16 protein-coding genes are annotated in these 22,549 nt (G+C 60.5%); 6 read left to right on the plus strand and 10 right to left on the minus strand.

All coding sequences use genetic code 11. From position 1 onward, the window contains the following. The first annotated feature begins 4 nt into the window (after positions 1–4). Genes ACZ1JM_RS01305 through ACZ1JM_RS01315 form a run of 3 tightly spaced genes read left to right on the plus strand, consistent with a single transcriptional unit; the run spans position 5 to position 3,626 of the window. Complete coding sequence (locus ACZ1JM_RS01305) at positions 5–1,015, plus strand: alpha-ketoacid dehydrogenase subunit beta (RefSeq protein WP_211151716.1); 1,011 nt, start codon at positions 5–7, stop codon at positions 1,013–1,015. Positions 1,016–1,025: 10 nt separating this feature from the next. Further along, positions 1,026–2,450: a 2-oxo acid dehydrogenase subunit E2 gene (locus ACZ1JM_RS01310; RefSeq protein WP_465132297.1), complete on the plus strand. Its 1,425-nt coding sequence runs from the start codon at positions 1,026–1,028 to the stop codon at positions 2,448–2,450. Positions 2,451–2,462: 12 nt separating this feature from the next. Next, positions 2,463–3,626 carry an acyl-CoA dehydrogenase family protein gene (locus ACZ1JM_RS01315; RefSeq protein WP_465132298.1) on the plus strand — a complete coding sequence of 388 codons (1,164 nt, stop codon included), beginning with the start codon at positions 2,463–2,465 and terminating at the stop codon, positions 3,624–3,626. An 80-nt stretch (positions 3,627–3,706) separates the two neighbouring features. On the opposite strand, the gene ACZ1JM_RS01320 is transcribed toward ACZ1JM_RS01315, so the two are convergent. Next, positions 3,707–4,447: an SDR family NAD(P)-dependent oxidoreductase gene (locus tag ACZ1JM_RS01320; protein ID WP_465132299.1), complete on the minus strand. Its 741-nt coding sequence runs from the start codon at positions 4,445–4,447 to the stop codon at positions 3,707–3,709. 98 nt (positions 4,448–4,545) lie between these two features. Between ACZ1JM_RS01320 and ACZ1JM_RS01325 the strand changes: the two genes are divergently transcribed. Next, positions 4,546–5,268 carry a TetR/AcrR family transcriptional regulator gene (locus tag ACZ1JM_RS01325; RefSeq protein ID WP_465132300.1) on the plus strand — a complete coding sequence of 241 codons (723 nt, stop codon included), beginning with the start codon at positions 4,546–4,548 and terminating at the stop codon, positions 5,266–5,268. Here the strand turns inward: ACZ1JM_RS01325 and ACZ1JM_RS01330 are convergent. The 9 genes from ACZ1JM_RS01330 to ACZ1JM_RS01370 form a co-directional block, all read right to left on the minus strand. Beyond that, entirely contained in the window at positions 5,263–6,657 is a 1,395-nt protein-coding gene (locus ACZ1JM_RS01330; RefSeq protein WP_465132301.1) for an MFS transporter, read from the minus strand. The two genes, ACZ1JM_RS01325 and ACZ1JM_RS01330, sit on opposite strands and share 6 nt — an antisense overlap. Beyond that, positions 6,654–8,333, minus strand: coding sequence for an AMP-binding protein (locus ACZ1JM_RS01335; RefSeq protein WP_465132302.1), 1,680 nt, complete (start codon positions 8,331–8,333; stop codon positions 6,654–6,656). Before ACZ1JM_RS01335 ends, ACZ1JM_RS01330 begins: the two co-directional genes overlap by 4 nt. A 41-nt stretch (positions 8,334–8,374) precedes the next feature. Further along, positions 8,375–10,879 (minus strand): TonB-dependent receptor, encoded by a 2,505-nt coding sequence (locus tag ACZ1JM_RS01340; protein ID WP_465132303.1) that lies wholly within the window; start codon positions 10,877–10,879, stop codon positions 8,375–8,377. 232 nt (positions 10,880–11,111) lie between these two features. After that, a complete protein-coding gene (locus ACZ1JM_RS01345; RefSeq protein WP_465132304.1) occupies positions 11,112–11,948 on the minus strand; it encodes a ThuA domain-containing protein in 837 nt (278 codons plus the stop codon). Positions 11,949–11,959: 11 nt separating this feature from the next. Then, positions 11,960–13,216, minus strand: a complete 1,257-nt coding sequence (locus ACZ1JM_RS01350; protein WP_465132305.1) for a cytochrome P450 — start codon at positions 13,214–13,216, stop codon at positions 11,960–11,962. A gap of 83 nt (positions 13,217–13,299) precedes the next feature. Continuing rightward, the gene (locus tag ACZ1JM_RS01355; RefSeq protein WP_465132306.1) at positions 13,300–15,393 is read right to left on the minus strand and encodes a PQQ-dependent dehydrogenase, methanol/ethanol family; all 2,094 of its coding nucleotides are present in this window, start codon (positions 15,391–15,393) and stop codon (positions 13,300–13,302) included. A 47-nt stretch (positions 15,394–15,440) separates the two neighbouring features. Further along, positions 15,441–16,934: an aldehyde dehydrogenase family protein gene (locus ACZ1JM_RS01360; protein WP_465132307.1), complete on the minus strand. Its 1,494-nt coding sequence runs from the start codon at positions 16,932–16,934 to the stop codon at positions 15,441–15,443. A 63-nt stretch (positions 16,935–16,997) separates the two neighbouring features. Then, entirely contained in the window at positions 16,998–19,385 is a 2,388-nt protein-coding gene (locus ACZ1JM_RS01365) for a TonB-dependent receptor (RefSeq protein ID WP_465132308.1), read from the minus strand. A gap of 364 nt (positions 19,386–19,749) precedes the next feature. Beyond that, entirely contained in the window at positions 19,750–20,406 is a 657-nt protein-coding gene (locus ACZ1JM_RS01370; protein WP_465132309.1) for a TetR/AcrR family transcriptional regulator, read from the minus strand. A 194-nt stretch (positions 20,407–20,600) separates the two neighbouring features. Here ACZ1JM_RS01370 and ACZ1JM_RS01375 point away from each other — a divergent pair, with 194 nt between their 5' ends. Further along, positions 20,601–21,407 carry an SDR family NAD(P)-dependent oxidoreductase gene (locus tag ACZ1JM_RS01375; protein ID WP_465132310.1) on the plus strand — a complete coding sequence of 269 codons (807 nt, stop codon included), beginning with the start codon at positions 20,601–20,603 and terminating at the stop codon, positions 21,405–21,407. Next, positions 21,404–22,534: an oxidoreductase gene (locus tag ACZ1JM_RS01380; RefSeq protein ID WP_465132311.1), complete on the plus strand. Its 1,131-nt coding sequence runs from the start codon at positions 21,404–21,406 to the stop codon at positions 22,532–22,534. The genes ACZ1JM_RS01375 and ACZ1JM_RS01380 overlap by 4 nt, the downstream gene beginning before the upstream one ends. Positions 22,535–22,549 lie beyond the last annotated feature (15 nt).

A 22,549-nucleotide genomic window follows, 5' to 3' on the forward strand; every position in this document is an offset into this window, starting at 1 on the left:
GCCGATGGCCATCATGAACATCCGCGAGGCGATCGTCTCGACGCTGCACGCGGAAATGGAGCGGGACTCCGACATTATATTGTTGGGCGAAGACGTGGTCGGCGGCAACGGCACCGCCGGCGGCCCCGAAGCGATCGGCGGCATCTGGGGAACCAGTCCGGGGCTCTGGAAGAAGTTCGGCCCGGAACGCGTGATCGATACACCGATCAGCGAGAGCGCGATCATCGGCGCGGCAGCAGGCGCCGCACTATCGGGCAAGCGCCCGGTCGCCGAACTGATGTTTGCCGATTTCGTCGGGGTCAGCCTCGACCAGATTTGGAACCAGATGGCGAAGTTCCGCTACATGTTCGGTGGCAAGACGAAGTGTCCCGCGGTGGTGCGATTGGTCTATGGCGCAGGGATGCAGACGGCGGCCCAGCACAGCCAGTCGGTCTACGCGATGCTGACCGCCATGCCAGGCCTGAAAGTGGTCCTGCCCACCACGCCGGCGGACGCCAAGGGACTGTTGACGGAAGCACTGCGCGGCGATGACCCGGTCATGTTCTTCGAACACAAGACGCTCTATGGCGTGAAGGGCGAGGTTCCCGAAGGCGATCACCGCCAGCGTTTCGGCGAGGCACGCGTCGTACGTGAAGGCGGAGATGTGACCGTCGTGGCGTGCGGACGAATGGTCAATTTCTCGGAGAAAGCGGGAGATAAGCTCGCTGCGGACGGCATCGGCATGGATCTTCTCGATCTACGCACGACCAGTCCACTCGACGAGGATGCGATCCTCGAATCCGTCGAGCAGACCGGCCGCCTCGTCGTGGTGGACGAAAGTCCGCCGCGCTGCAGCCTCGCCGCCGATATCGCCGCGATGGTCACCGAGCGGGCCTTCACCAGCCTCAAGGCGCCACCCGCCATGGTCACCGCGCCGCACAGCCCGATCCCTTTCGCTCGCAATCTCGAGCGCGCCTGGGTTCCTTCGCCACAAAAGATCGAGGATGCGGTCCGCCGCGTTCTCGCCTTCCGCTAGGGGGTTCGGCATGGCCAAACTTACCCCTTTCACCATGCCCAAATGGGGCATCGAAATGGCCGAAGGCACGATCGCCGACTGGATGGTGGCCGAAAATGCCCCTTTCGATCGGGGTACCGTCCTGACGCTTATCGAAACCGACAAGATCACCAATGAAGTAGAGGCAGAAAAGGCGGGCCGCTTCGTTCGCATTCTGGCCAAAGCTGGTGAAACCCATCAGGTGGGTGCGCTGCTCGCCGTGTTGAGCGATGGAGGCGAAGCTAGCGCAGAAGAAATCGACGCTGTCGTTGCCGCATTCCGGCCCTCTGAAACGGGATTCGGCCCGGATGGTGATGATGCTCCGTCCAAGGCCAAGTCAAGTGAACCGGCCCCGATGCCCAAAGCAGCGCCCCCTGTTCCGGAAGGCATGTCCATCAGCCCCGCCGCCCTTGCGGAAGCGCAGCGGCTCGGCGTCGATCTGAATACCGTTTCCGGAAGCGGGCGCGGCGGACGGATTTTCGCTCAGGATGTTCATCAGGCCGCTCGGCCCGAGGCGAAGCCGCAATTGGTGGGCGCTTTCGCGGCAACGCCGGACAGCCCGGTCCTTTCAACGCCCGTTGCACGCCGGCTTGCTACCCTGCATGGCCTCAACCTTGAAACAGTCAAAGGGTCAGGCGCACGGGGGAAGGTTCGCCGGGACGACGTGTTGGCAATCGTCAAGCAGGAAGCACCCGCTCCGGAGCCAAAGGCAGAGGTATCGCCGGTCGTATCGACGCCTGCGCCTGCATCCGGCAACGTCGACATTATGCCAATGTCATCGATGCGTCGGACCATCGCGCGCAGGCTTACCGAATCAAAGCAGCAGATCCCCCATTTCTACGTCCGGCGCCGTGTACGCGCCGACAGGTTGATGGCCCTTCGCGCAGCAGTAACGGGCGATCGGCCCAGCATAAACGACTACATCGTGAAGGCGACCGCCTTAGCGTTGCTGGAGGTGCCCGCGGTAAACGTGCAGGTGCACGGCAACGAAATACATCGCTTCGGATCGGCGGACATTTCCGTAGCCGTCGCAACGGAACGCGGGCTGGTGACGCCGATCGTGTTCGGCGCTGACGATATGTCCGTCGCTGACATCGGCCTTGCCATGAAAGGGCTCGCCCAGCGCGCCCGTACCGGCAAGCTGAAGCCGGAGGAATTCACCGGCGGTAGTTTCTCGCTCTCCAACCTCGGCGGCTTCGGGGTCGAACAGTTCGACGCAATCATCAATCCGCCGCAGGGTGCGATACTTGCCGTCGGGACGGCACGCCCGGAGCCTATTGACGATGACGGTGCCATCCGCATCGTTCCGGTTCTTCACCTTTCGCTCTCCTGCGATCACCGTGCGATCGATGGTGCTGACGGCGGCCGCTTCATGGCCGCACTTGCAGCGCTGATCGAACAACCTCATTTTCTTTGAAAGACTTGATCGATGAACTTCAAACTGACCGAAGATCAGGTGCAGCTGCAGGAAGCCGCCCGTCAGTTCGCTCGCGCTGAACTTCCCGCCATTGCCGCCGAACTCGAACGCGATAACAAGCCGCCAAGCCGTGCACTCCTGAAGCGCTATGCGGAGATGGGCTTCCTGGGCATCAACGTTTCCAGTGAACTGGGCGGCCTTGGCATGGGCAACATCGAGGCGCTGATCGTACTGGAAGAATTCGGCAAGATCTCTTCGGCTGTAGGCTTCCCAATCTTCGAAAGTTCGGTCGGCCCCGTTCGCGCCATCGAATATTTCGGATCGGATAGGCTGAAGAAGCGGATCGTTCCGTCAGTCTGCTCAGGCGACATGGTTGTCGCGGTTTCGATGTCCGAACCGGATGCGGGCAGCGCGCTGACGGATCTCAAGACCAAAGGCGTGATCAAGGCCGACAAAGTGGTGATCAACGGCACCAAGCGCTGGTGCTCTGGGGGCGGCCATTCCGATGCGTACGTGGTCTATTGCCGTCTTTCCGACGAGCCCGGTGCCAAGGGAATTGGCGCGGTACTGGTCGAGAAGGACGCACCCGGCCTGTCCTTCGGACCGAACGAGCAGCTCATGGGCTTTCGCGGCATACCTTCGTCCGACCTGAACTTCGACGATTGCGAGGTGCCGCTGGACAATGTCATCGTCCATGCCGGTGGCGGCTTCAAAAAGCTGATGGAAGCGTTCGACCTGGAACGGTGCGGCAATGCGACGATGTCTCTGGCGCAGGCCTCAGGCGCGCTTGAGGATGTCAGCGCCTATGTTCAGGAACGCAAGCAGTTCGGTAAGGCGATTGCTGAGTTTCAGGCGGTCCAGATCAAGCTGGCCGAGATGCAGATGAAAGTGGAAGCCGCTCGCCTGCTGATCTGGCGCGCGGCCTCGCTAGCCGAAGATGGCTTGCCGTCAGTACTGCATAGTTCGACCGGAAAATGCTTCGCCAACACTATCTCGCGTGAGGTGACGGGCGATGCGCTGCAGCTGATGGGCGCGTATGGCTATTCCAAGGAATTTCCGATGGAACGCCGCCTGCGTGACAGCTGGGGCTGGGGCATCGCCGGCGGCGCGATCGACATTCAGAAGACCAATATCGCCGGTGCGATGCTGGGACGCCGTTTCGACCAGCGGCGGTAGAAATATCGAGCCATGAGGGGGTGACCGGGCACCCGCGCCTTTGGGCGTGGGTGCCGGCCATCAGCGGCTCGGATGCCGGTTCACGGCATAAAGAAGCCTCCGTTCACATCCAGCACCGTGCCGGTGACGAACGATGCTCTATCTGAAATCAGGTACTCCACGGCAGCGACAATATCGTCGGTTTCGCCCAGACGTCCGGCCGGTATGTCATCCACATAGCTGGACTTGTCGCCGAAGCTCTCGCTTTGCGGCGTAACGATGCGGCCCGGCGCAATGCAATTGGCGGTGATGCCATGAGCACCGGCCTGACCCGCCAAAACGCGGGTAAATCCGATCACCCCAGCCTTAGTGGCTCCATAATGCGCACCCGACAATCGCGAGCGCATGCGGCCGCCTTGCGACGAGAAGTTTACGATGCGACCCCATCCGCGCGGCTTCATCAGCGGCAAAAGGCTGCGGCACATCAGGAAGGTGCCGGTCAGATTGACGCCGATGACGCGATGCCATTCGTCAATGTCAGTATCCTCGACGGGGAGGGAATATCCGCCATGGCTGGGGCTGATACCTGCATTGTTGATGAGAATATCAGCATGGCCCCATTCCGTCTGTATGACCCGGGCGCACGCTTCAACACTTTCCGGGTTCGATACATCGCATTGAATTGCGAGTGTGCCAGGCAGGGTGTTCGCCATTTCCTGAACCGCGTCAGCGTTGACGTCCAGAAGGGCGACGCGATGGCCAAGCTCCACCAGTCGTTCAGCGATCGCCCGGCCAATGCCCTGCGCAGCGCCGGTTACGACTGAATATGGAGTATCGTTCATAATCATTCTCCCGAAGAACAAATATCAGACCAGAGACGGCGCTGTTAGGTGCGTAACGACTTGCCTAACGCTCGCAGTCGGAACAGTAAGGCAATCGTATGCATGACATCACGACCCAGACTGCGCCTGTAAAGCGACGCCACGTCACGTCGATCGCGACGCGGACGAAGATCATCGAAGCAGCTGAGAAGCTGTTTGCTGACCGTGGAATAGACGGAGTTGCCTTGCGTGAAATCGCGGCCGCTGCCGAACAGGGCAACAATACCGCGGTGCAATACCATTTCGGCACCAAGGAAGCGTTGGTCTACGCGATCTTCGACTATCGCACCAATCTGTTCGAACCGTTGCGAATGGCCATGCTCGAACGGGCGGAAGATGCCGGGCTTCTTGGCGATGCCCGCACGCTGCTCGAAATCATGTGTCTGCCGCACCTGACGATCAGCGACGAGAACGGGCGTCATCCCTATTCCGCTTTTCTGGCGCAGTACCTTACCCGGTCGAGAGCCGAAGGCATCCGCCATCCTTACGATGACCCCGAAGTACCAGTTCCGGCGCTGAGGCGCGTAAGGCGGCTTATTACCGAACGGATAAGCTATGTCCCACCCGTGGAATTGCGGCTGCGCGTCGGTCTCTGCAAATTGATGTTCCTGAACATGCTTATGCGGCGGGACAGCGGCTTTCCCAACTTCGACCAGGGGATCACCCTTGAGGAACTGGTCGACGATACGCTGGTGCAGATGACGGTCGCGCTCACTGCTCCGCATAATCATCGCCAAGCGCCGCTGTTCAGCGATCTGATCGGACCTGCCGCCGGCTCATAGCGGATCGTCCAACATCTGGCGGTAGTGGGGCAGGGCGCGAGCCAGAAATACAGTACCCGCCGCTGCGGCTAACGCACAAGTAATGGCCAGCGAATCTCCGACGCGACCTTCGTCCTTGAAGACGTAATCGGTGATCAGAGCCACCATTGTCGGTGCAAATGCCAGACCGGCAACGCTGATAACGAAGACGTAAATGGACGAGGCGATGCCGCGCATACGGTTGGGGGTCACCAGTTGCAGCGCTGAAGACGATAGCGCCTGTGGCACGCTGTAAAGAACGCTGGCGATCGTTGCGACCGAAAAGGCCGCCCAATAACTATTCGTGAACATGAGCGCGATGCTGAGCGGTACCATCAGTGCACAGCAGCCAAGCGCGACGGCGAGCAAGCTGTCGCGACGGCCAAACCGCTCGACCGCCCGTGCGATCCATGGGCTGACAAGTACACCCAATGACCCGGTGACCAGCACCGCGACGCCATACTGTACGCCGACCTGCGAGGCAGAGACGCCGAACTTGCGGATCAGCACCGTCGGCATCCACGCTGGAAAAGCGTAAAGCGGGATAATGAACAGCGGCATTCCCAGATAGAAGTTTCCGTAGAAGCCGCGTCCGCGTCGGAAGGTGTCGCGGATCTGCGTACCAGACATGCGCTCGACTTCACCGCCAGCGGCTGTGGCAGCCGATGTAGCCAGGCGCATCGGTTCCTTGACGAAAATCAGCATCCCCGCGATCAGGACGCCCGGAGCGCCCGCCAACAGGAACACCAGCTGCCATGGCTTCATCGATCGCAGCACCGGAATTCCGGACAGATCCCAGCCTTGCGCTGCATCGAGCAACAGTCCACCGAAGATCAGGGCCAAGCCACCGCCCAGATAAGGACCCATCATGTAAATGCTGAATGCGCGCGGGATCATGCGAGGCGGGAATGCATCAGCAATGATCGACCAGGCTGCCGGCGTAAGACAGGCTTCCGCTCCGCCGACGCCGAAGCGTGCCATGAACAATTGCCAGTAACTGCGCGCCAAGCCGCAGCAGCTGGTTCCAACGCTCCACAGCGCGATGCCAAACATCAAGACGCGCTTGCGATTGCCGACGTCGGCGACCCGTCCGAATATCGGGCTCATGATGACATAGGCGGATGTGAAAGCCAGGCCTTGCAACAGGCTGAGACGGGTGTCGTCCAGTCCGAATTCGGCCTTGATCGGCCCGACCAGCAGATTGAGGACCTGCCGGTCGATAAAGCTGCATGTGTACGCCAGGGTCAGGACGAATATCAGATACCAGCCCGCGAGTGATCCGCGTTCGTGGCCATCGCCGCGTTCGGTTGGGATCGCGACATCAATGGTTGCCGGATCGACCGGTGGGTCGGCCGGTATCACAGCCGTCATGACTTGGGAGCAGACACGGCGGCGGGGTCGATCTTGCGATCCGGTTTGAACCCTTTCAGCAACTCAAATTTCTGGACCTTGGTGGCGCTCATTGGCCATGAATCCACGAAACGCACGTAGCGGGGAATCTTGTAGCTGGCGATCCGGCCGGCACAGTAGCGCGCGACTTCTTCCTCGCTCAAGCTTTCGCCGGGATTGAGTTCGATGAAGGCCGCAGCCACTTCCATCAGCCGCTCGTCCGGCACACCCACGACCTGCGCCATCCGGATGGAGGGATGGGTCGCCAGAAAGCTTTCCAGCTCGACCGCAGCGACATTTTCGCCGCCGATCTTGAGCATGTCTTTCAGGCGGCCCTCGTAGACGAGGCGACCCATGGCACCGATGCGGCCAAGATCGCCTGTGTGAAGCCATCCATCGGCATCGACTGCGGCAGCGGTGGCTTCATCGTCATCAAAATAGCCGGCGAACACGCCGAACCCGCGCACCCGGATTTCGCCAGGCTCGCCGTCGGGGACTATCGCATCGTTTTCGTCGAAAATTGCAACGTCCATCCCTTCGCAGATGGGACCCGAAGTTGAGAACAGAACGTCATCCGGGTCATCGATGTTGCTGTAGCAAGGTACGCCGGTCGCTTCGGTCAGACCGTAGCTGTTCACGTATTTGGCATTTGGAAACAGCGTGCCGTAGCGGCGCATCAGGTCGACCGGGCCGACAACGTGATTGATGCGCAGGGCGGACTGATCGTATTCATCGAACCGGGGATGCGTGACGAGAGCCGAGATGATTGTCGGGAAACCGGCGTAATGCACCGTCGGTCGACGCTCGATCAACAGATCCATCGCATCGTCGGCGGAAAAGTGGCTCATGCCGACGAAACAGGCCCCCGTGGCCCGGCATCCGGCCATGGGCAGGATCGTGGACATATGGAAGAGCGGCAGCGGGTCCCACACCCGGTCCTTGGAGGTCAGGCGGAAGCTGCCCGCCATCCGGTGTCCCATCCGGGTCAGCGATACATGGGTCAACATGCAGGCCTTGGGCCGGGACGTAGTACCGGAACTGAAAATGATGAGGCCGATGTCATCGGGCCGCACGGCCACCGCACGCGCGAACACATCGTCCGTTGTGACGCTTTCCGCCGCTGAACTAAGCAGATCGGCCCCGGGCCAATTGCCCGGGCGGTCGTCACCCAGTTCCAAGACTAGGCGTAGAGCCGGCGCCGCCTCGACTTCCAGATCGCCGCCGGTCCAGGTTGCGAGTTCCGGGAAAACCTCGGTCAGCATCGGGCGGTAGTCGCAGAAATTCCAGGCATGTCCGCCAACCAGCAGAACGCTGATCTGAGCCTTGGGAATGACATAGGCCAGATCGTCTGGCCGATAGCGGGCGTTCAGCAACACCGCGCAACCGCCCGCCATCTCTATCGCATAGTACAGGACCACATAGTCCCAGCAGTTGGGCGCCAGGATGCCAACGTGGTCTCCCGGCTTAACGCCCAGCCCGATCAGCCCCTTCGCCCGCTCCACAACCTGATCGAGCAGTTGCGAATAGGTGGCTTCCTGCCCATCGTAGACAAGCGCTGGCCGATCGCCAAAGCGATCGGCAGCATTGACCAGTGCCCCCCCGACCGTCATGAGATCGGGCATCGTAGAGACGGGGACAAGGGGGGCGGTTTCGGGCAAGGATATCTCCGTCAATAATCCGAAGGGACGTCAGGCGTCGATCAGGGCATGCGCCACGTCAGCTGCAACGCGACCGTGCGGGGCATTGCGCCGAAACCGGCCTGATCGGCGATCCGGTTGTTGTTGGTGCCGGTGCCAAGGCCCGAACCCGATGCGTCGGTCACGCCGGTGACGACAAAGCGATTGGTCAGGTTCTTGCCAAGAAGCGCCAATTCCCAACGCTCGTCCGCCGTGCGAATGTGGATCTGTGCATCGAGATTGATGTACGATCCCTGGCGCGACAGTGGAGACCCGAAAGCCGAAGTCAGGTAGCTTGAGCTGTACCGGCTGTCGATCCCGAACCCGGCGGTCAGATTGTCGCTCAGATCGGTATCGTACTTCATGCCCAACGTTGCGGTCCAGCGCGGAGCGGCGAAGGTCGGCACACCGTTGAGGTTCTGCCCAGGCGTGCCGGGGCGTGCAGGCGTGGTTCCGGTTGCGGGGATCGGCGGCACCAGCAAACCGGGCGTACACCCGTTCGCCAAGGACTGACCACCGTAGCACGGAGCAATGCCATCGCCGTAATCCGCCTTGTTGTAGTTGACCGATCCGTTGATCCCGAAACCAGCCAGCCCACGCGGGGTGTAGTCGAAATCGACCTCGATGCCGCGCGTGCGCGCCGACCCGGCGTTGACCGAGTTGTAGCTGAGTGCCGCCGAGTCCAGATACGTCACCTGAAGATCGGTGTACTTGAAGCTGTAGAGGCTCACGTTCAGGCGAAGCTGACGGTCGAACAGCAGGGTCTTGATGCCAGCTTCGAAGCCTTTTGCCTTTTCAGGATCGAAGGTGAAGAAGTCTGCCGACGTCAGTGGCGTCAGGATCGAACTGTTGGAAAAGCCGCCCGACTTGTACGCGGTCTTGTAGGCGCCGTAGATATTGATGTCGGGCGCGACCTTCCAGGCCACCGTCGCTTCCGGAGACCAGTTGTTGAAGGTCTGGTTCGCGACAAGCCGGCGAGTGACGTCATAGTTGATCCCGGCGAAACGCGGGTTCGCGTATGGCTGAAAGAACGAGCTGTCCTTCGTTTCGTGAATATAGCGAACGCCGCCAGTGACTTCGATATCAGGTATGACTTTCCAGATCACCTGACCATAGCCGGAAAGCGTTTCGCCATCGGTGGTCGACTGCTTTGCGTACTGGACGTAGCGATAGCCCTGCGGCGCGGCGCTGTTTTCCGCGTTCGCGTTGATGACAACCTGATCGAACGTACGCTTGGTGTTCTGGTAATAGCCACCCAGCAGGAAGTTGATCGGGCCATCGAACTGCGACAGCACACGAAGCTCCTGGCTGAACGCCTTCCAGCGACTGACTTCACCGCCCCAGATGTTTACCGTGGGAGACGATTGATAGTCGATGTCCGCAGTCCAGTGATTGCGGTTGAAGTTGTAGTTGGTGACCGACGTGATCGCTAGCTGGCCCAGCTGGTAATCGATGTTGCCGGTTACGCCCCACGAACGGTAGTCATTGAAATTGTAGTCGCGAACCAGGGCGGTCTGATCGGCGATATCCTTCGGCAGATCGTTCATGCGGTTGTAGAAACCGGGCGTACATGCAACTCCCGGGGTTGTGGTGCTGGTGCCACCGTCGCAGGCGAAGATGTTATAGTTCCACGCGCCGCCCAACGTCTTGTTCAAGCCATAGTTTGCCTTGATCGTGGCGGTCAGATCGTCCGTCGCTTCCCAGCGGAGCGTGCCGCGCACAAGGATATCGCGCTCGCGCGGGCCTGACTTGCTTGGAGGAGCGATGTGCGGGGTATTGGGCGCAACGGTGCCGGCGGTGGGCGTGTCGCGGGTATTATACACGATATCGCCCGCGCGATTGTCGAACAGCGAACCGAAATCCTTCGATCCGCGCACTGCCAGACGGAAACCGGCGGTGTCGCCGATCGGGCCGGAGATGAAGCCTTCACCATAGACTTTCTGGGCGTTGAATTCGTACCCGGTGCGAACTTGCGCGGTGAGGTGATCAGTTGGATTTGCCGTGGTGATGGAAATCACGCCCGCCGTAGCGTTTTTGCCGAAGAACAGCGACTGCGGTCCTTTCAGGATTTCCATCGAAGCAAGATCGAAGAACCCTTCGTTGATAGTGCGGCCCTGGCCATAATAGACACCATCGACAATCACCGCGACCGACTGTTCAACCCCGATCGACAGAGAGTTCGACCCAATGCCGCGCAATGTAAGCTGCGCGCCTGAACCTGACACGTTACGACCGATGACGAGCTGCGGTGTGGCGGCGGCAATGCGCTCCAGGCTAGTCAGATCGCGTCGAGCAATTTCGGCCGCCGAGAATACCGTAACCGCAACCGGCACCTCCTGCGCGGATTCGGCACGACGACGGGCGGTTACGACGATGTCACCCGCAGGAGGAGCCTCTTCAGCCACTTGCGGCGCTTCGGCAGCGGTCTGCGCAGATGCCGCGCTCATGGGCCATGCTGCCGTCAGCAGGGCAGTGCCCGCCAGAAGAATGCCGCGTTGAATCTGCGGTTTGCGAATGTCGGATTGCATTTCAGAAGATCCCCTCGACCAACACTTTTCCGCGCTTGCTGCGCTGTCTTGATCCGCAGCGCTTGTGGTGCCTCTTGCGGTCGACCCGAAATCTAGCCGGTTATGAAATTAAGGCAACTGCCTTTTTAATAATTTAATAACAATCAAAGTGGTGTGGCGAATTTGCTTCATATCCTCCAGATGCAAAGTACGGAGGGGATTCGGGACCCATCATTTGTAATCGCCGCGCTTACTAGATACCGTTGCTTTCGCGCGCCCATTCCTGGGCACCAGCGCTGCTGACCCAGCGAAGGGCATTGCCTACTAATTGGCGGTATTGTGGGTTTGCGTACGTCTCCGGACTATCACCTGGTTGGATGTACACCAGTGGGCTGTTTCCCGCGGGCTTTGTCCACGCCAGTATCCGGTTGACGGCGACGGGGTGCCATGGCTTGCCCTCGCCATCGGCAAGCCGCTGAACCGCGCGGCGGGCCGACTGGAAGCGTTCGGGCGCGATGTCGCTGTCCAAGTAGAGCAATGGGTGGATCGAAGGGTCGTCGAACACCTGCTGCGAATAAAGTTCGTCCACCAGTTCAATGCGGTCTGGCAAACCGGCCGTTACCGGATGCTTCGGATCCGCGACGCGAGCGGTGTATGCAACATCACCCAAGTAGCCGGAGTCTTCGCGACCCCTCCCATCGATCACCGCATCCCGGTACAGAAACTGCCCGCCAATCGCTTCAGCATAAGCGGGCCATTCAGGCCATCCCGCAATAGCGTGGTGCAGCATGACCATGCCTTTTCCTTCGTCCATCAGCGCGCAGAAGCCCTCTGTGAAATAGGCGGGCGGCTGGACGAAGGCGGGGCGCTCCTCAATCGGGGCGCGGAAGTCCAGTCCGGGCATATCGTAGAACAGGATTGCGTCGTAGCGGCGCATGTGTTCGGGATTCAGCAGGATGGCGGCCGCCGGCTGATCGACCATGGTCGGCTCACACCCGACGGCCCGCAGCATGGCCTCCAGCCCATCGCGCGAAAACGCGTGGCCCTTGACCACGACGAACAGTTCGATGCGGTCTTCCTTGCGGGTCATCGGTGTGGCTTTCAACGCGCGCGAAAACGAATGGGCAGTTCGCGCAAGGGAAGGGTCAGGAAATTGGCGCGATGGATCGGCTCCGTCAGCGGTCGGGCAAGTTCGATGTCGTCCAGCCTTTGGAGTATCGCCGAGATACCGATAGCGATTTCCTGTCGCGCCAGTACTGCACCGACGCAGAAATGCGTACCCGCCCCGAAGGCAAGGTGCGTGCCGGCATTGCTGCGCTCCATATCGAAGGCGTGCGGGCAGGCAAATTTTGCGGCATCGCGATTGGCGGCGCCATAGCGCACGATCACCACGGAATCTTTGGGAATCAGCGTGCCGCTTAATTCCACATCACGCGTCGTGCGACGACGAAGACCCTGCGTAGGACTTTCAAACCGAATCACTTCCTCGACGAAATTCTTGGTCCGCTTGGGATCTTCACGAAGCCGGGCCATCTGATCGGGGTGATTGATGAGTTGCATCAGTGCATGGCCGATTGCGGTCATCGTCGATTCGAACCCGCCTCCGATTAACTGGCTCATGACGCTCTGCAACTCTGCCATTGAAAGCGGCTCTTCCCCTTCACCGTGAGCCGTTGCGAGGGCGGATATCCAGTCACCAATAGGATTTGCTCGACGCTCTTCGAACAGGCGCGCAAGATGATGCTGCGCTTCAAGTTCGATGTCCGCGTTGCGCAGCAATTGCTCTTCGGTCATCACGTAGGATGCCGGCGCAAGCATCGCGTCCGCCCATTTCTTGAATGTCGCTACCTGGTCTGACGGCAGGCCCATCTCCTCAGCGAGGATCGTGCCGGGCAGCAGCATGGCGTATTCGTTGATGAATTCGCACTCACCGCGATCGATAAAGCCGTCGATTAAACGATGGGCAGTCTCTTCAATATGCGGGGTCATTTCGCGAACGCGGCCGACCGTAAACACGCGATCCACCAACTTGCGGTAGCGCCCATGATCCGGCGCGTCGGTACGCTGGAGCGTAGAGATGTGCGGCCACCCCCGCGATTCCATATAATCACGCAGCTTGGCCGCATTCTCAGGCCCTTGCAGAGAAGCGCGATCGACTTTGTTGGAGAACGTGACCGGATCGGTGAGAACCGCCCGTAAATCAGCGTAACGCGATATGATGTAAAAGCCTGTTTCCGGCATCTGGTAGATACCCGGCGCGTCCTGCATGGCCTCGTACATCGCGAAGGGATCGCTCTGCGTCATCGGATCGAGCAGGCTGAACGATTCCAGCCGCTCCTGGGTGCCGACATCGGCCATCAGATTCTCTCCTGGTTTTCTTTGTGATGCCAATGTTAGATCATATGCCTTAAAAATAAAGCGCTAATGATCAATTTTTGGCTTCAAGGCTCACCAGTGTTTTTGGCTTTGCGTGCTTCTCCGTTCAGATAGGCACGGATTGCCTCAGCGTCGTCGACCGAAAGATAGCGGCGAAACGAAACCATGCCCTGATCGGCCAGGATGCCATCGATAACCACCTGCCTGAATACCCCCTTGTCGGCGATCGCCCCCGAACGGCGAACATCTGGAAGCACTCCGGAGGAAAGCCCTTCAACGCCATGGCACGCGCTGCACGTGCTGGCGAATAGCTGGCTGCCTCTGGCGATCTGCTGCGGCGTGAACGTCTCATTCGACGGCGCAAAGGGAGCTGGCGGGGCCTTCTCGGGGGCGGGCAATTTAGCACTGCCGCCGATCTTGAAAGCTAGAATACGGCCGGGCAGGCGCTGCTGCGGGGCGGCATAGCTCGGCATAGCGAGGTTGTATGCGCCACCCTTGCCGGACATCACTGCAATAAACTGCGATCCGTTCACGGCATAGGATACCGGTCCGGCCATGATCGGCTGCTGTGCGTCGAACTGCCAGCGTTGCTGGCCATTGCCGGCATCGTAGGCATGGAACAATCCCTGCGCATCACCTTGGAATACCAAGTCTCCGCCCGTGGCCAGCACACCGCCATTCCAAGGCCCTTTGTAAGGCACCCGCCACACTTCCTTGCGGGCGACCGGGTCCCACGCGATGAGGCGGCCTTCGAACGATTTCAGCATGGCCTCGATGGCGGCCTTGTCTTGCGGTAACTTGCCGGGCTCACCCAATCCCATGTTGAGCAGTCCGGGCCGGTACTTGAATGCGCCATCCGGCGTGTAGACTGCCGGAAGCTGTTGCGCCGGGATATAGACCAGTCCGGTTCGCGGCGAGAACGCCATTGGATGCCAGTTGTGTGCGCCCCATGGCCCGGAAGTCGCGATGAAACTACCGGATTTATCGTACCGTGCCTGCGGATTGATGGCAGGCCGGCCAGTCTTCAGGTCCACCCGATCGGCCCAGTTGACCGGCACGAATTTGTCGGCCGACAACGGCTTTCCGGTCTCCCGGTCGATCACGTAAAAGAAGCCGTTCTTGGGGGCATGCAGGATCACTTTGCGCGATTTCCCGCCGACCGTCAGATCAGCCAACGTCATCTGCTGGGTCGAAGTGAAGTCCCACTGATCGCCGGGCGTTTCCTGATAATGCCACACGTATTTCCCGGTGTCGGGATCAAGCGCGAGGATCGAGCCGATGAACAAGTTGTCGCCTTTGCCGGCGGACCGGACGCCCCGATTCCAGGGGCCACCGTTGCCGACGCCGACGTAAAGGCGGTTGAGCTTTTCGTCATAGACGATCGAATCCCATGCCGTACCGCCGCCGCCGATCTTCCACCAGTCACCGGCCCAGGTCGGCAGCGCCATACGCTCCAGCACTTCGTCGGAGGCGGCGCCGTCTTTCGCGCCGGGCTTACCGGGAACGGTGTAAAAGCGCCACGCAAGTCTGCCGGTCTTTTCGTCGTACGCGGATATGTAGCCGCGCATCCCCTGATCCGCGCCGCCAAAGCCGATGAAAACTTTACCCCGAGCGACACGCGGCGCACCGGATATCGCCATCGGCTTTTTCGGGTCTGTAGTCTGGACGCGCCAAAGCTGGCGTCCGGTCTTGGCATCCAGCGCGATCAGTCGCCCATCCACCGTGCCAAAGTAGAGTCGTCCATCGCTATAAGCCGCGCCGCGATTGACGACGTCGCAACACGCGTGGATTGCGCTATCGCCCGGCACCTTGGGATCATACGTCCACAATTGCTTGCCTGTCGCGGCGTCCAGCGCGACGACTTTGCTCCAAGCCGTCGTCGCGTACATGACGCCATCGACGACGAGCGGCGTTCCTTCCTGTCCGCGAAACGTGTCGAGATCGGCATACCAGGCAAGACCGAGACGCGGCGCGGTTTCACCGTTGATCTGGCTCAGCGGTGAAAAACGCGTTTCGTCATAGGTTCTGCCGTGGCTCAGCCAGTTGCTGTCCTCGGCCTTATCACTTGCCTTGAGCAGACGCGGGTCACTTTTGGAGGCATCATCCCGCTGCACGGCGCAGGAACTGAGCGCCGAACCGACAAGCAGGGCGCACGCCATCACCGCGCTGCTTCCGCGACGCCGATTTTTAATGCCGAAGATCACGTTCAACCCTTGAGATAGACGAATACGGATTTCGTTTCCTGATAACCGCGAATGCCTTCCTCGGCATTTTCGCGACCCCATCCGGATTCCTTATAGCCGCCGAAGGGCATTGCCGGATGCATCATGCCGTAGCCGTTGATCCACACGTTGCCCGCTTGCAGGCGGGCGGCGGTGAGGTGGGCCTTGTTCACGTCGGTGGTATAGATGCCCGCACCAAGACCATAGCGGGTATCGTTGGCAGCGCGCACGATATCGTCGAGGTCATCGACGGGGGTGGCGACCAGGACCGGACCAAAGATCTCCTCCCTCACGATGCTCATGTCTGCGTTGACATTAGCGAACACCGTAGGCTCGATGTAATAGCCCTGGTTGCCAACCGTGCTGCCCCCGGTGACAACCTCAGCGCCTTCTTTCACGCCGGTCTCCAGATATCGTGACACTTTGTCACGTTGTCCTTCAGAGATGAGGGGGCCGATGGCGTTGTCCGGGTCAAAGCCATGACCGATCTTGAGATTCTTCGCGAAGTCCGAAATGCCGGCGACGACCTTGTCGTAGGACTTTTTCTGCACGAACAGGCGCGATCCGGCAAAACAGACCTGGCCGGTGTTGGCAAAGATGCCCATGGATGCGCCGGGAATGGTCACTTCGGGATCGGCGTCATCGAACACGACCACCGGTGACTTTCCGCCCAGTTCAAGCGTCACGCGCTTTAGCGTATGGGCGGCAGACTGGACGATCTTCTTGCCGGTAGCGGTGGAGCCAGTGAAGCTGATCTTGTCGACATCCGGGTGGTCGACCAGCGCCTGCCCGGCGGTAGCGCCATAGCCGGGAACGATGTTGACGACGCCCGCCGGGATACCAGCTTCCACCATCAGATTGGCGGCGTAGAGCGCCGAAAGCGGCGTCAATTCCGCAGGTTTGATGACAACCGAGCAGCCAGCGGCCAAAGCGGGCGACAGTTTGATCATCATCACGCCGATCGGGCCGTTCCAGGGAATGATCGTGCCGACCACGCCCACTGGCTCGACGCTGGTGTAGGCGTGCATTTTCAGTGCGTCGCTGGCCATCGCGGGGGAGGCGTTGCGGCCAGTGATCTTGGTGACCATCCCCGCGTAATACTTCAGCCCCTGCACCACGCTGCCAACCATCCATTCGGCGAACGCGATGGGCATGCCGTTGTCGATGACTTCGATCTCCGCGATCGTGCGGGCGTCACGCTCGAACAACTCGGCAAGCTTCCACATGATGTCTGCCCGCTTTTCGGGTGGCAAACCGTACCAACGGCGCTCCTCGAAGGCCCGGCGTGCAGCGCGCACCGCCCGGTCGATGTCCTGAGCATCCCCTTCCGCCACATGGGCAACGGTTTCGCCGGTCGCAGGATTACGGACCTCAAAGGTCTTGCCGGAGGCGGCGTCGTGCCACTCGTTATCGATGAACAACTGATGCTTTGCCCGAACGTGGGCAAGGACTGTCTCGTTCGGATCGTGGAGGGCCATGAAATAATCTCCGGTTGCCTGCCGCCGCCGGGAGGGGGGTAGCGGCGGCAGGACTTGGGGGGGTCAGAAGCGGACGGTGCCCTGCAGCATCACCTCGCGCGGGCGGCCGATGCTCACCCATACTGCGTCAGGCGTGCCGAAAGGCTTTTCGGCGCCGGCCACGCCGTAGTACTTGTCGGTCAGGTTGCGACCAATCAACGCCAGTTCCCAGCCATCGTCGGACGCATGCAGGCGCGCAGTTGCGTTCAGCGTCGCGAAGCCCTTCTGGTAGCCGACAGGATTCTGGTTCTCCAGCAGCCAGTATCCACTGGTGTAGCGTGCATCGGCCATCAGCCCCAGACCGACATCGCTGCCGAGCGGCATGTCATAGGCTACGCCACCGGTGACGTTCCATGAAGGCGCGCGGACCAGATGGGTGCCGGACAGATCCTGGATCGTTCCATTGCATCCCTGGGCGGCGGTCTGTCCCGCATAGCAGGGAGCGGCCGCAAAGTTCAGGTACTTCGCATCGTTGTAACCCACCGCGCCGCGCACGGTGAAGTCCGGGGTGACGGCAAACGAAGCATCTGCTTCAACGCCGCTGGTCCGTGCCGAAGCAGCATTGCGGATCGTGAATGACGGGGGCGAGGGATTGAACGAAGTCAGCTGCAGCCCCTTGAACGTGTAGCGATAGGCAGTCACGTTCAGGAGCAGGCGACGGCCAAGCATCTCACCCTTGAAACCGATTTCACCGCCGTCAGCCTTTTCCGGAGCAAAGCCCAGATCGGCAACGGTCTGTCCGAACGACAGGATGGACGGGTTCGAAAAGCCGCCAGACTTGTAGCCGGTCTTGAACGCGCCATAGAGCGTGGTGTTCGGCGTCGGCCGCCAGGTAAGAGTCGCCTCTGGTGAGATCTGCTCGTCAGAGAACCGTCCTTCGGTGAACACGCCCTCGGTAGCGGTGATGCCCAGCGGGGCGAAGTTCTGGTTGACGAAACTGTTGCCTTGGCGCGTGCGCTTGGTTTCACGGGTCCACCGCGCGCCGCCGGCCAATTCGACGGTATCGGTCACGTCCCAGATCAACTGGCCAAACGCCGAATAGGTCTTGCCCTTGTTGAAGGTCAGGAACTGCCAGTTGTTGTACTGCCCGTTGCGCGGGTCCGGCCCAACGTTGGCGACGAAGCCATTGCCGCGCGTATCGCGCTTGGAGCTTTCGAAGAACAGCCCGGCGGCGAAGTTGATTGGTCCATCGAACGATGAATTGACGCGAAGTTCCTGCGTGAATGCCTGGGACGCATCCTTGTTGGCGCCGGCTACGATCGGCGAGGAATCGAATGAGAAGTTGTCGAACGAATCGTTCGAATAGCGCCAGAACCCGCTGACCGACGTGAATGCCAGCGTGTCGGTGCGATAGTTCATCGTCAGCGACGTCAGTATTGATTCATACCGAGTGATTGGAACGCCGCCGTTGGAGCCGGGATAGTTATCCGCGATGATCGGATTGAAAGCACCCAGCGAACGTTTTCCGTTCAGCTTGCAGTCGCCGTAAGGATCCGTGACGTAAGTGCCCGACAACAGATCAAGCGTTCGCGGGCTGCCCGAACACAGCAGTTCGGTTCCCGCCGTTTCGCCATTATCGCGCATGCGATCGCCAAACAGCTTGAACGTCGCGTCGAAATCGCTGGTCGGCTTCCATTCGAGCGTCAGACGACCCAGGATTTCGCGCGTGCCGGGATCGCGGCGATGGGCAGCTCCCACACCCGGTGTGTTGGGTGCGCTGGGCACCGTGACGGGACCGGCTACGTTGCGGATATAGCCGTCCATCTTGCTGCCACGTGCAGCGACGCGGAAACCCAGTGTGTCAGTGACCGGGCCAGAGATACCACCTTCCACGAAACGCTCACGCGCCCGGAACTCGTAGCCAGCGCGGCCATACCCCTCAAGTGTGGCAGTTGCGCCCTTGGTGCGGACGGACACAACGCCGCCCGGGCTGTTCTTGCCGAAGAACAGAGCTTGCGGGCCTTTCAGAACTTCGACCTGCTGCACATCGAAAAAGCTTTGCGCAACAAGCCGTCCGCGGCTGATCTGGATCCCGTCGATGTTCAATGAGACGGTCTGATCGATACCAGCATCGAGCGCTGATGAACCGAGGCCGCGAATGGTAAAGCTGGCGCCGGCGCCACCGCCGCCCGTCTTGGCAAGGATAACCTGAGGGATCATCTGCCCGATCTTTTGCAGATCCGTGGCGCCGCTGCGTTCGAGTTGCGTGGCGCTGACTGCCGAAATCGCGACCGGCACGTCGAGCAGGGATTCTTCACGGCGGCGAGCGGTGACGATGATGTCGCCGTCGTTATTGGGTCCTCTGACGGCTGTCGTCTCGTCCTGCGCAGCCGCCGCACCGGGCAGCAGCGCTCCTGCGCCAAGGATCAGTGCCAGCGCGCAACCCATTTTCAAATCATGCCGTCGAGCCATCGGATTTCTCCCCCAGTTTCCTCTTTCCCTGCCACCCGCCGACGCTCTGCATCGGTCGTTGCCCAAGGTGCGGTATCACGCATCTCTCAGTCCGGCTTTTTCACCGGAGGCGAAGCTAGGTTACGGGTAAGCGGGAGCCTGCATCAACGGCGAAAACAAAGCGAAACCGGACTGCGGATAAGGCGCATGGACCAAAAACGTGCCGTAAGTCGAATTGTATGTCAGAGCGCAGCAGAAATTATTCTTGGACCTATTTAAAATAATTACATAACAAAATCTCATCGTAAGAATAGTAAATAACACATGTTTTTTACAATTAACATCTGTCAATTCTCTAGGTTAAATTGCAGCTTTTTCTTCCAGGTTAAATAGGCAGTCCCAGAAGCTCAAAGTGTTCTGTTAAAAACTGCCTCTGGCGCCGTGCTGACCAGCTGCGAGGCTCGAACAGCGCCTGCGTCGCGATACCAACGAGCAGGGTGATGATCTGCCGGCTTGCTTTCCGTGCGCGTGCAAGGGGCAATCCATGCTCACGGTGCAGCAATTCCGCGAAATCCCGCATGGCGAAACGAACCTGCTCCCGCTCTTCACGGGCCAGTTCCTCGTCATTGCAGGCTACATGATACTGGGCCACGTAGATCTGCCAGTCCTCGCGCCCCTCCTGATCGATGGGCATCTGCGCTAACGTACAGGCGAGGGGGCTGCCCCCGCTTTCCTCGTACGCCCGCCGGATGCGGGCCTGGGTTCGCAGGATGGTAGTACGATAGATGGCCGTCCACAGTTGACGCCGGTCGGCGAAGTGCTGGTTGATGGTAGTGGTGCTGCAGTTCATCGCGCTTGCAAGCCTGCGGAGGGTCAACCCTTCCAGACCGGATGCACATACCAGACGCCGCCCGGCTTCCGCGATCTCCTGACGTACGATCGCCCGCTGCGCCGTCGACTCGGGGGGGCGGTGCAGCACCCATGCGGGAATGGAAGCGTTCCACACGTCCAACGGGTCCTTCGGATCAATCACTAAAGACATCGCGTTCCTCACCCAATGCTTGTCATCATCGCCACAGCAGCGCCGCTCAATCAACGGTCATCACGGCAAGTATTCCACCTTCCGCGATCCTGCGGACCTGTCCGAATGGCGGGTTTTCGGCTGACATAAGGCGGTTGCCTTAACTGAGGTATGCCGATACCCCTGCCTCCGATAACAATCTGGGAGAATGTGCCATGCGAAGGCTCGAAGGACGCGTCGCCATCGTAACCGGTGGAGCATCGGGGATAGGCAGCGCCAGTGTGCAGCGCCTGTCGTCAGAAGGAGTGCTGGTCGTTTCGACGGATCTCACTTCTCAATCGAACGGCGCCAATGGAGCGGCGCTGTGCATGGTTCATGACGTGCGCGAAGAAGCGCAGTGGGTTGCCGTCCTGACAGCAACGCTCGAACGCTTCGGGAGGCTCGACATCCTGGTCAACAACGCCGGCATTACCAGCGCGCAGCCGATCGAGGAGGTCACCCTGGATCACTGGAACAACATGCTGGCCATCAACCTGACCGGAACGATGCTAGGCTGCAAGCACGGCGTTCTCGCCATGCGCGACAATCCCGGCGGGCCCAGCGGATCGATCATCAATATATCGTCCATGGCCGGGTTCATCGGCATGGCGCAGACTCCGGCATATAACGCAACCAAGGGCGGCATCAGGCTCCTCACCAAATCCGTCGCGGTGCGATGTGCCAGTGAATATCGCGGTATCCGCTGCAACTCCCTGCATCCTGGCGCCATAGACACTCCCATCCACGAGCGACGCCTTTCAGCATCCGCCGATCGCGAAGCAGCACGCGGTGCGATGGACGCGCTGCAGCCTGTCGGCCGCATGGGCACGGCCGAGGAAATGGCGGCCTGCATCGCGTTTCTCGCGAGCGATGACGCCAGCTTCGTAACCGGGACCGAACTGGTGGCCGATGGCGGATGGCTCGCGGACGGCGGCAGCACGCGCTTGCCCCCCACGGTCGTTCAACAGGACGACGCCCCATGACCGCAGCCGATGCGCTGTTCCGCCCGATCGTCATCGGCGGCGTGACTATTCTCAACCGTATCGCCATGGCTCCGATGACGCGCGAGTTCGCGCCGGGGGGCGTACCCGGGCCGGATGTAGCGGCATATTACCGCCGCCGCGCCGAAGGCGGCGCTGGTCTGATCATCACTGAGGGGATGGCAGTCAATGCGGCGGGCGCGCATGACGGCCCCATACCTCTGCTATATCAACCGGAAACCCTCGCCGCCTGCAGCCTGATCGCGCGGGAGGTTCACGAGGCCGGTGCGCGGATAATGCCGCAGCTTTGGCATGTCGGCATCCAGGATTCTCCTACCGAGGTAAACCCGCTGACGATCAAGCAACGCCCGGCGCGGGTAGGGCCATCGGGTCTGCTGGGAACTGGCGAAACGGGAGGCGATACCCTGGATGAACGCGGCATTGCGGACACCGTCGCCGATTTCGCCCGCGCCACTTCCGCAGCGCGGGATGCCGGGTTCGATGGGATCGAGATTCATGGCGCGCATGGCTATCTGCCGGATCAGTTCCTGTGGGATAGGACCAATCGTCGCACCGACCGGTATGGTGGTGACATCGACAAGCGTACCCGGTTCATGGTCGACCTGATCCGCGCGTGCAAGAAAGCCGCAGGCCCCGGCTTCCCGGTGATACTGCGCATGTCACAATGGAAAAGCTTCGATTATGCCGCGCGTATCGCGAAAACACCGACCGAACTCGGGGCTTTGCTGGAGCCGATCGCCGATGCCGGCGTGGATGCATTTCACTGCTCCACTCGTAGATTTTGGGAACCAGGTTTCGACGGCGATCCAATGACGCTGGCGGGATGGTTTCGCAAGCTTACGGGCATACCAACGATAGCGGTTGGCTCTGTCACGCTGGAGCAGGACTTCAAGGCCGGCAAGACCGAGGCTACCGGCGGGATTGCGGAGAGCGCACCGCGCAGTCGCGACGTCGAAACCGTCGCGAACTATATCGCCAACGATGAATTCGACATGATTGCGGTCGGCCGCGCGATGATCGCCAATCCGGACTGGGCAAATCTGGTGCGTGCCGGACACGGCACTCGATTGCGCCCCTTCACGCGAGACATGCTCGCGGCACTGGATTGATTGGGGAGGGGACAG

The organism is Novosphingobium sp. BL-S-24, from assembly GCF_055521575.1.

What these genes read in the sequence shown, in the direction of transcription:
- ACZ1JM_RS01305 (WP_211151716.1), top strand. Translation starts at nt 5, where the DNA reads ATGGCCATCATGAACATCCGCGAGGCGATCGTCTCGACGCTGCACGCG.
- ACZ1JM_RS01310 (WP_465132297.1), top strand. Translation starts at nt 1,026, where the DNA reads ATGGCCAAACTTACCCCTTTCACCATGCCCAAATGGGGCATCGAAATG.
- ACZ1JM_RS01315 (WP_465132298.1), top strand. Translation starts at nt 2,463, where the DNA reads ATGAACTTCAAACTGACCGAAGATCAGGTGCAGCTGCAGGAAGCCGCC.
- ACZ1JM_RS01320 (WP_465132299.1), bottom strand. Translation starts at nt 4,447, where the DNA reads ATGAACGATACTCCATATTCAGTCGTAACCGGCGCTGCGCAGGGCATT.
- ACZ1JM_RS01325 (WP_465132300.1), top strand. Translation starts at nt 4,546, where the DNA reads ATGCATGACATCACGACCCAGACTGCGCCTGTAAAGCGACGCCACGTC.
- ACZ1JM_RS01330 (WP_465132301.1), bottom strand. Translation starts at nt 6,657, where the DNA reads ATGACGGCTGTGATACCGGCCGACCCACCGGTCGATCCGGCAACCATT.
- ACZ1JM_RS01340 (WP_465132303.1), bottom strand. Translation starts at nt 10,879, where the DNA reads ATGCAATCCGACATTCGCAAACCGCAGATTCAACGCGGCATTCTTCTG.
- ACZ1JM_RS01345 (WP_465132304.1), bottom strand. Translation starts at nt 11,948, where the DNA reads ATGACCCGCAAGGAAGACCGCATCGAACTGTTCGTCGTGGTCAAGGGC.
- ACZ1JM_RS01350 (WP_465132305.1), bottom strand. Translation starts at nt 13,216, where the DNA reads ATGGCCGATGTCGGCACCCAGGAGCGGCTGGAATCGTTCAGCCTGCTC.
- ACZ1JM_RS01355 (WP_465132306.1), bottom strand. Translation starts at nt 15,393, where the DNA reads ATGGCGTGCGCCCTGCTTGTCGGTTCGGCGCTCAGTTCCTGCGCCGTG.
- ACZ1JM_RS01360 (WP_465132307.1), bottom strand. Translation starts at nt 16,934, where the DNA reads ATGGCCCTCCACGATCCGAACGAGACAGTCCTTGCCCACGTTCGGGCA.
- ACZ1JM_RS01365 (WP_465132308.1), bottom strand. Translation starts at nt 19,385, where the DNA reads ATGGCTCGACGGCATGATTTGAAAATGGGTTGCGCGCTGGCACTGATC.
- ACZ1JM_RS01370 (WP_465132309.1), bottom strand. Translation starts at nt 20,406, where the DNA reads ATGTCTTTAGTGATTGATCCGAAGGACCCGTTGGACGTGTGGAACGCT.
- ACZ1JM_RS01375 (WP_465132310.1), top strand. Translation starts at nt 20,601, where the DNA reads ATGCGAAGGCTCGAAGGACGCGTCGCCATCGTAACCGGTGGAGCATCG.
- ACZ1JM_RS01380 (WP_465132311.1), top strand. Translation starts at nt 21,404, where the DNA reads ATGACCGCAGCCGATGCGCTGTTCCGCCCGATCGTCATCGGCGGCGTG.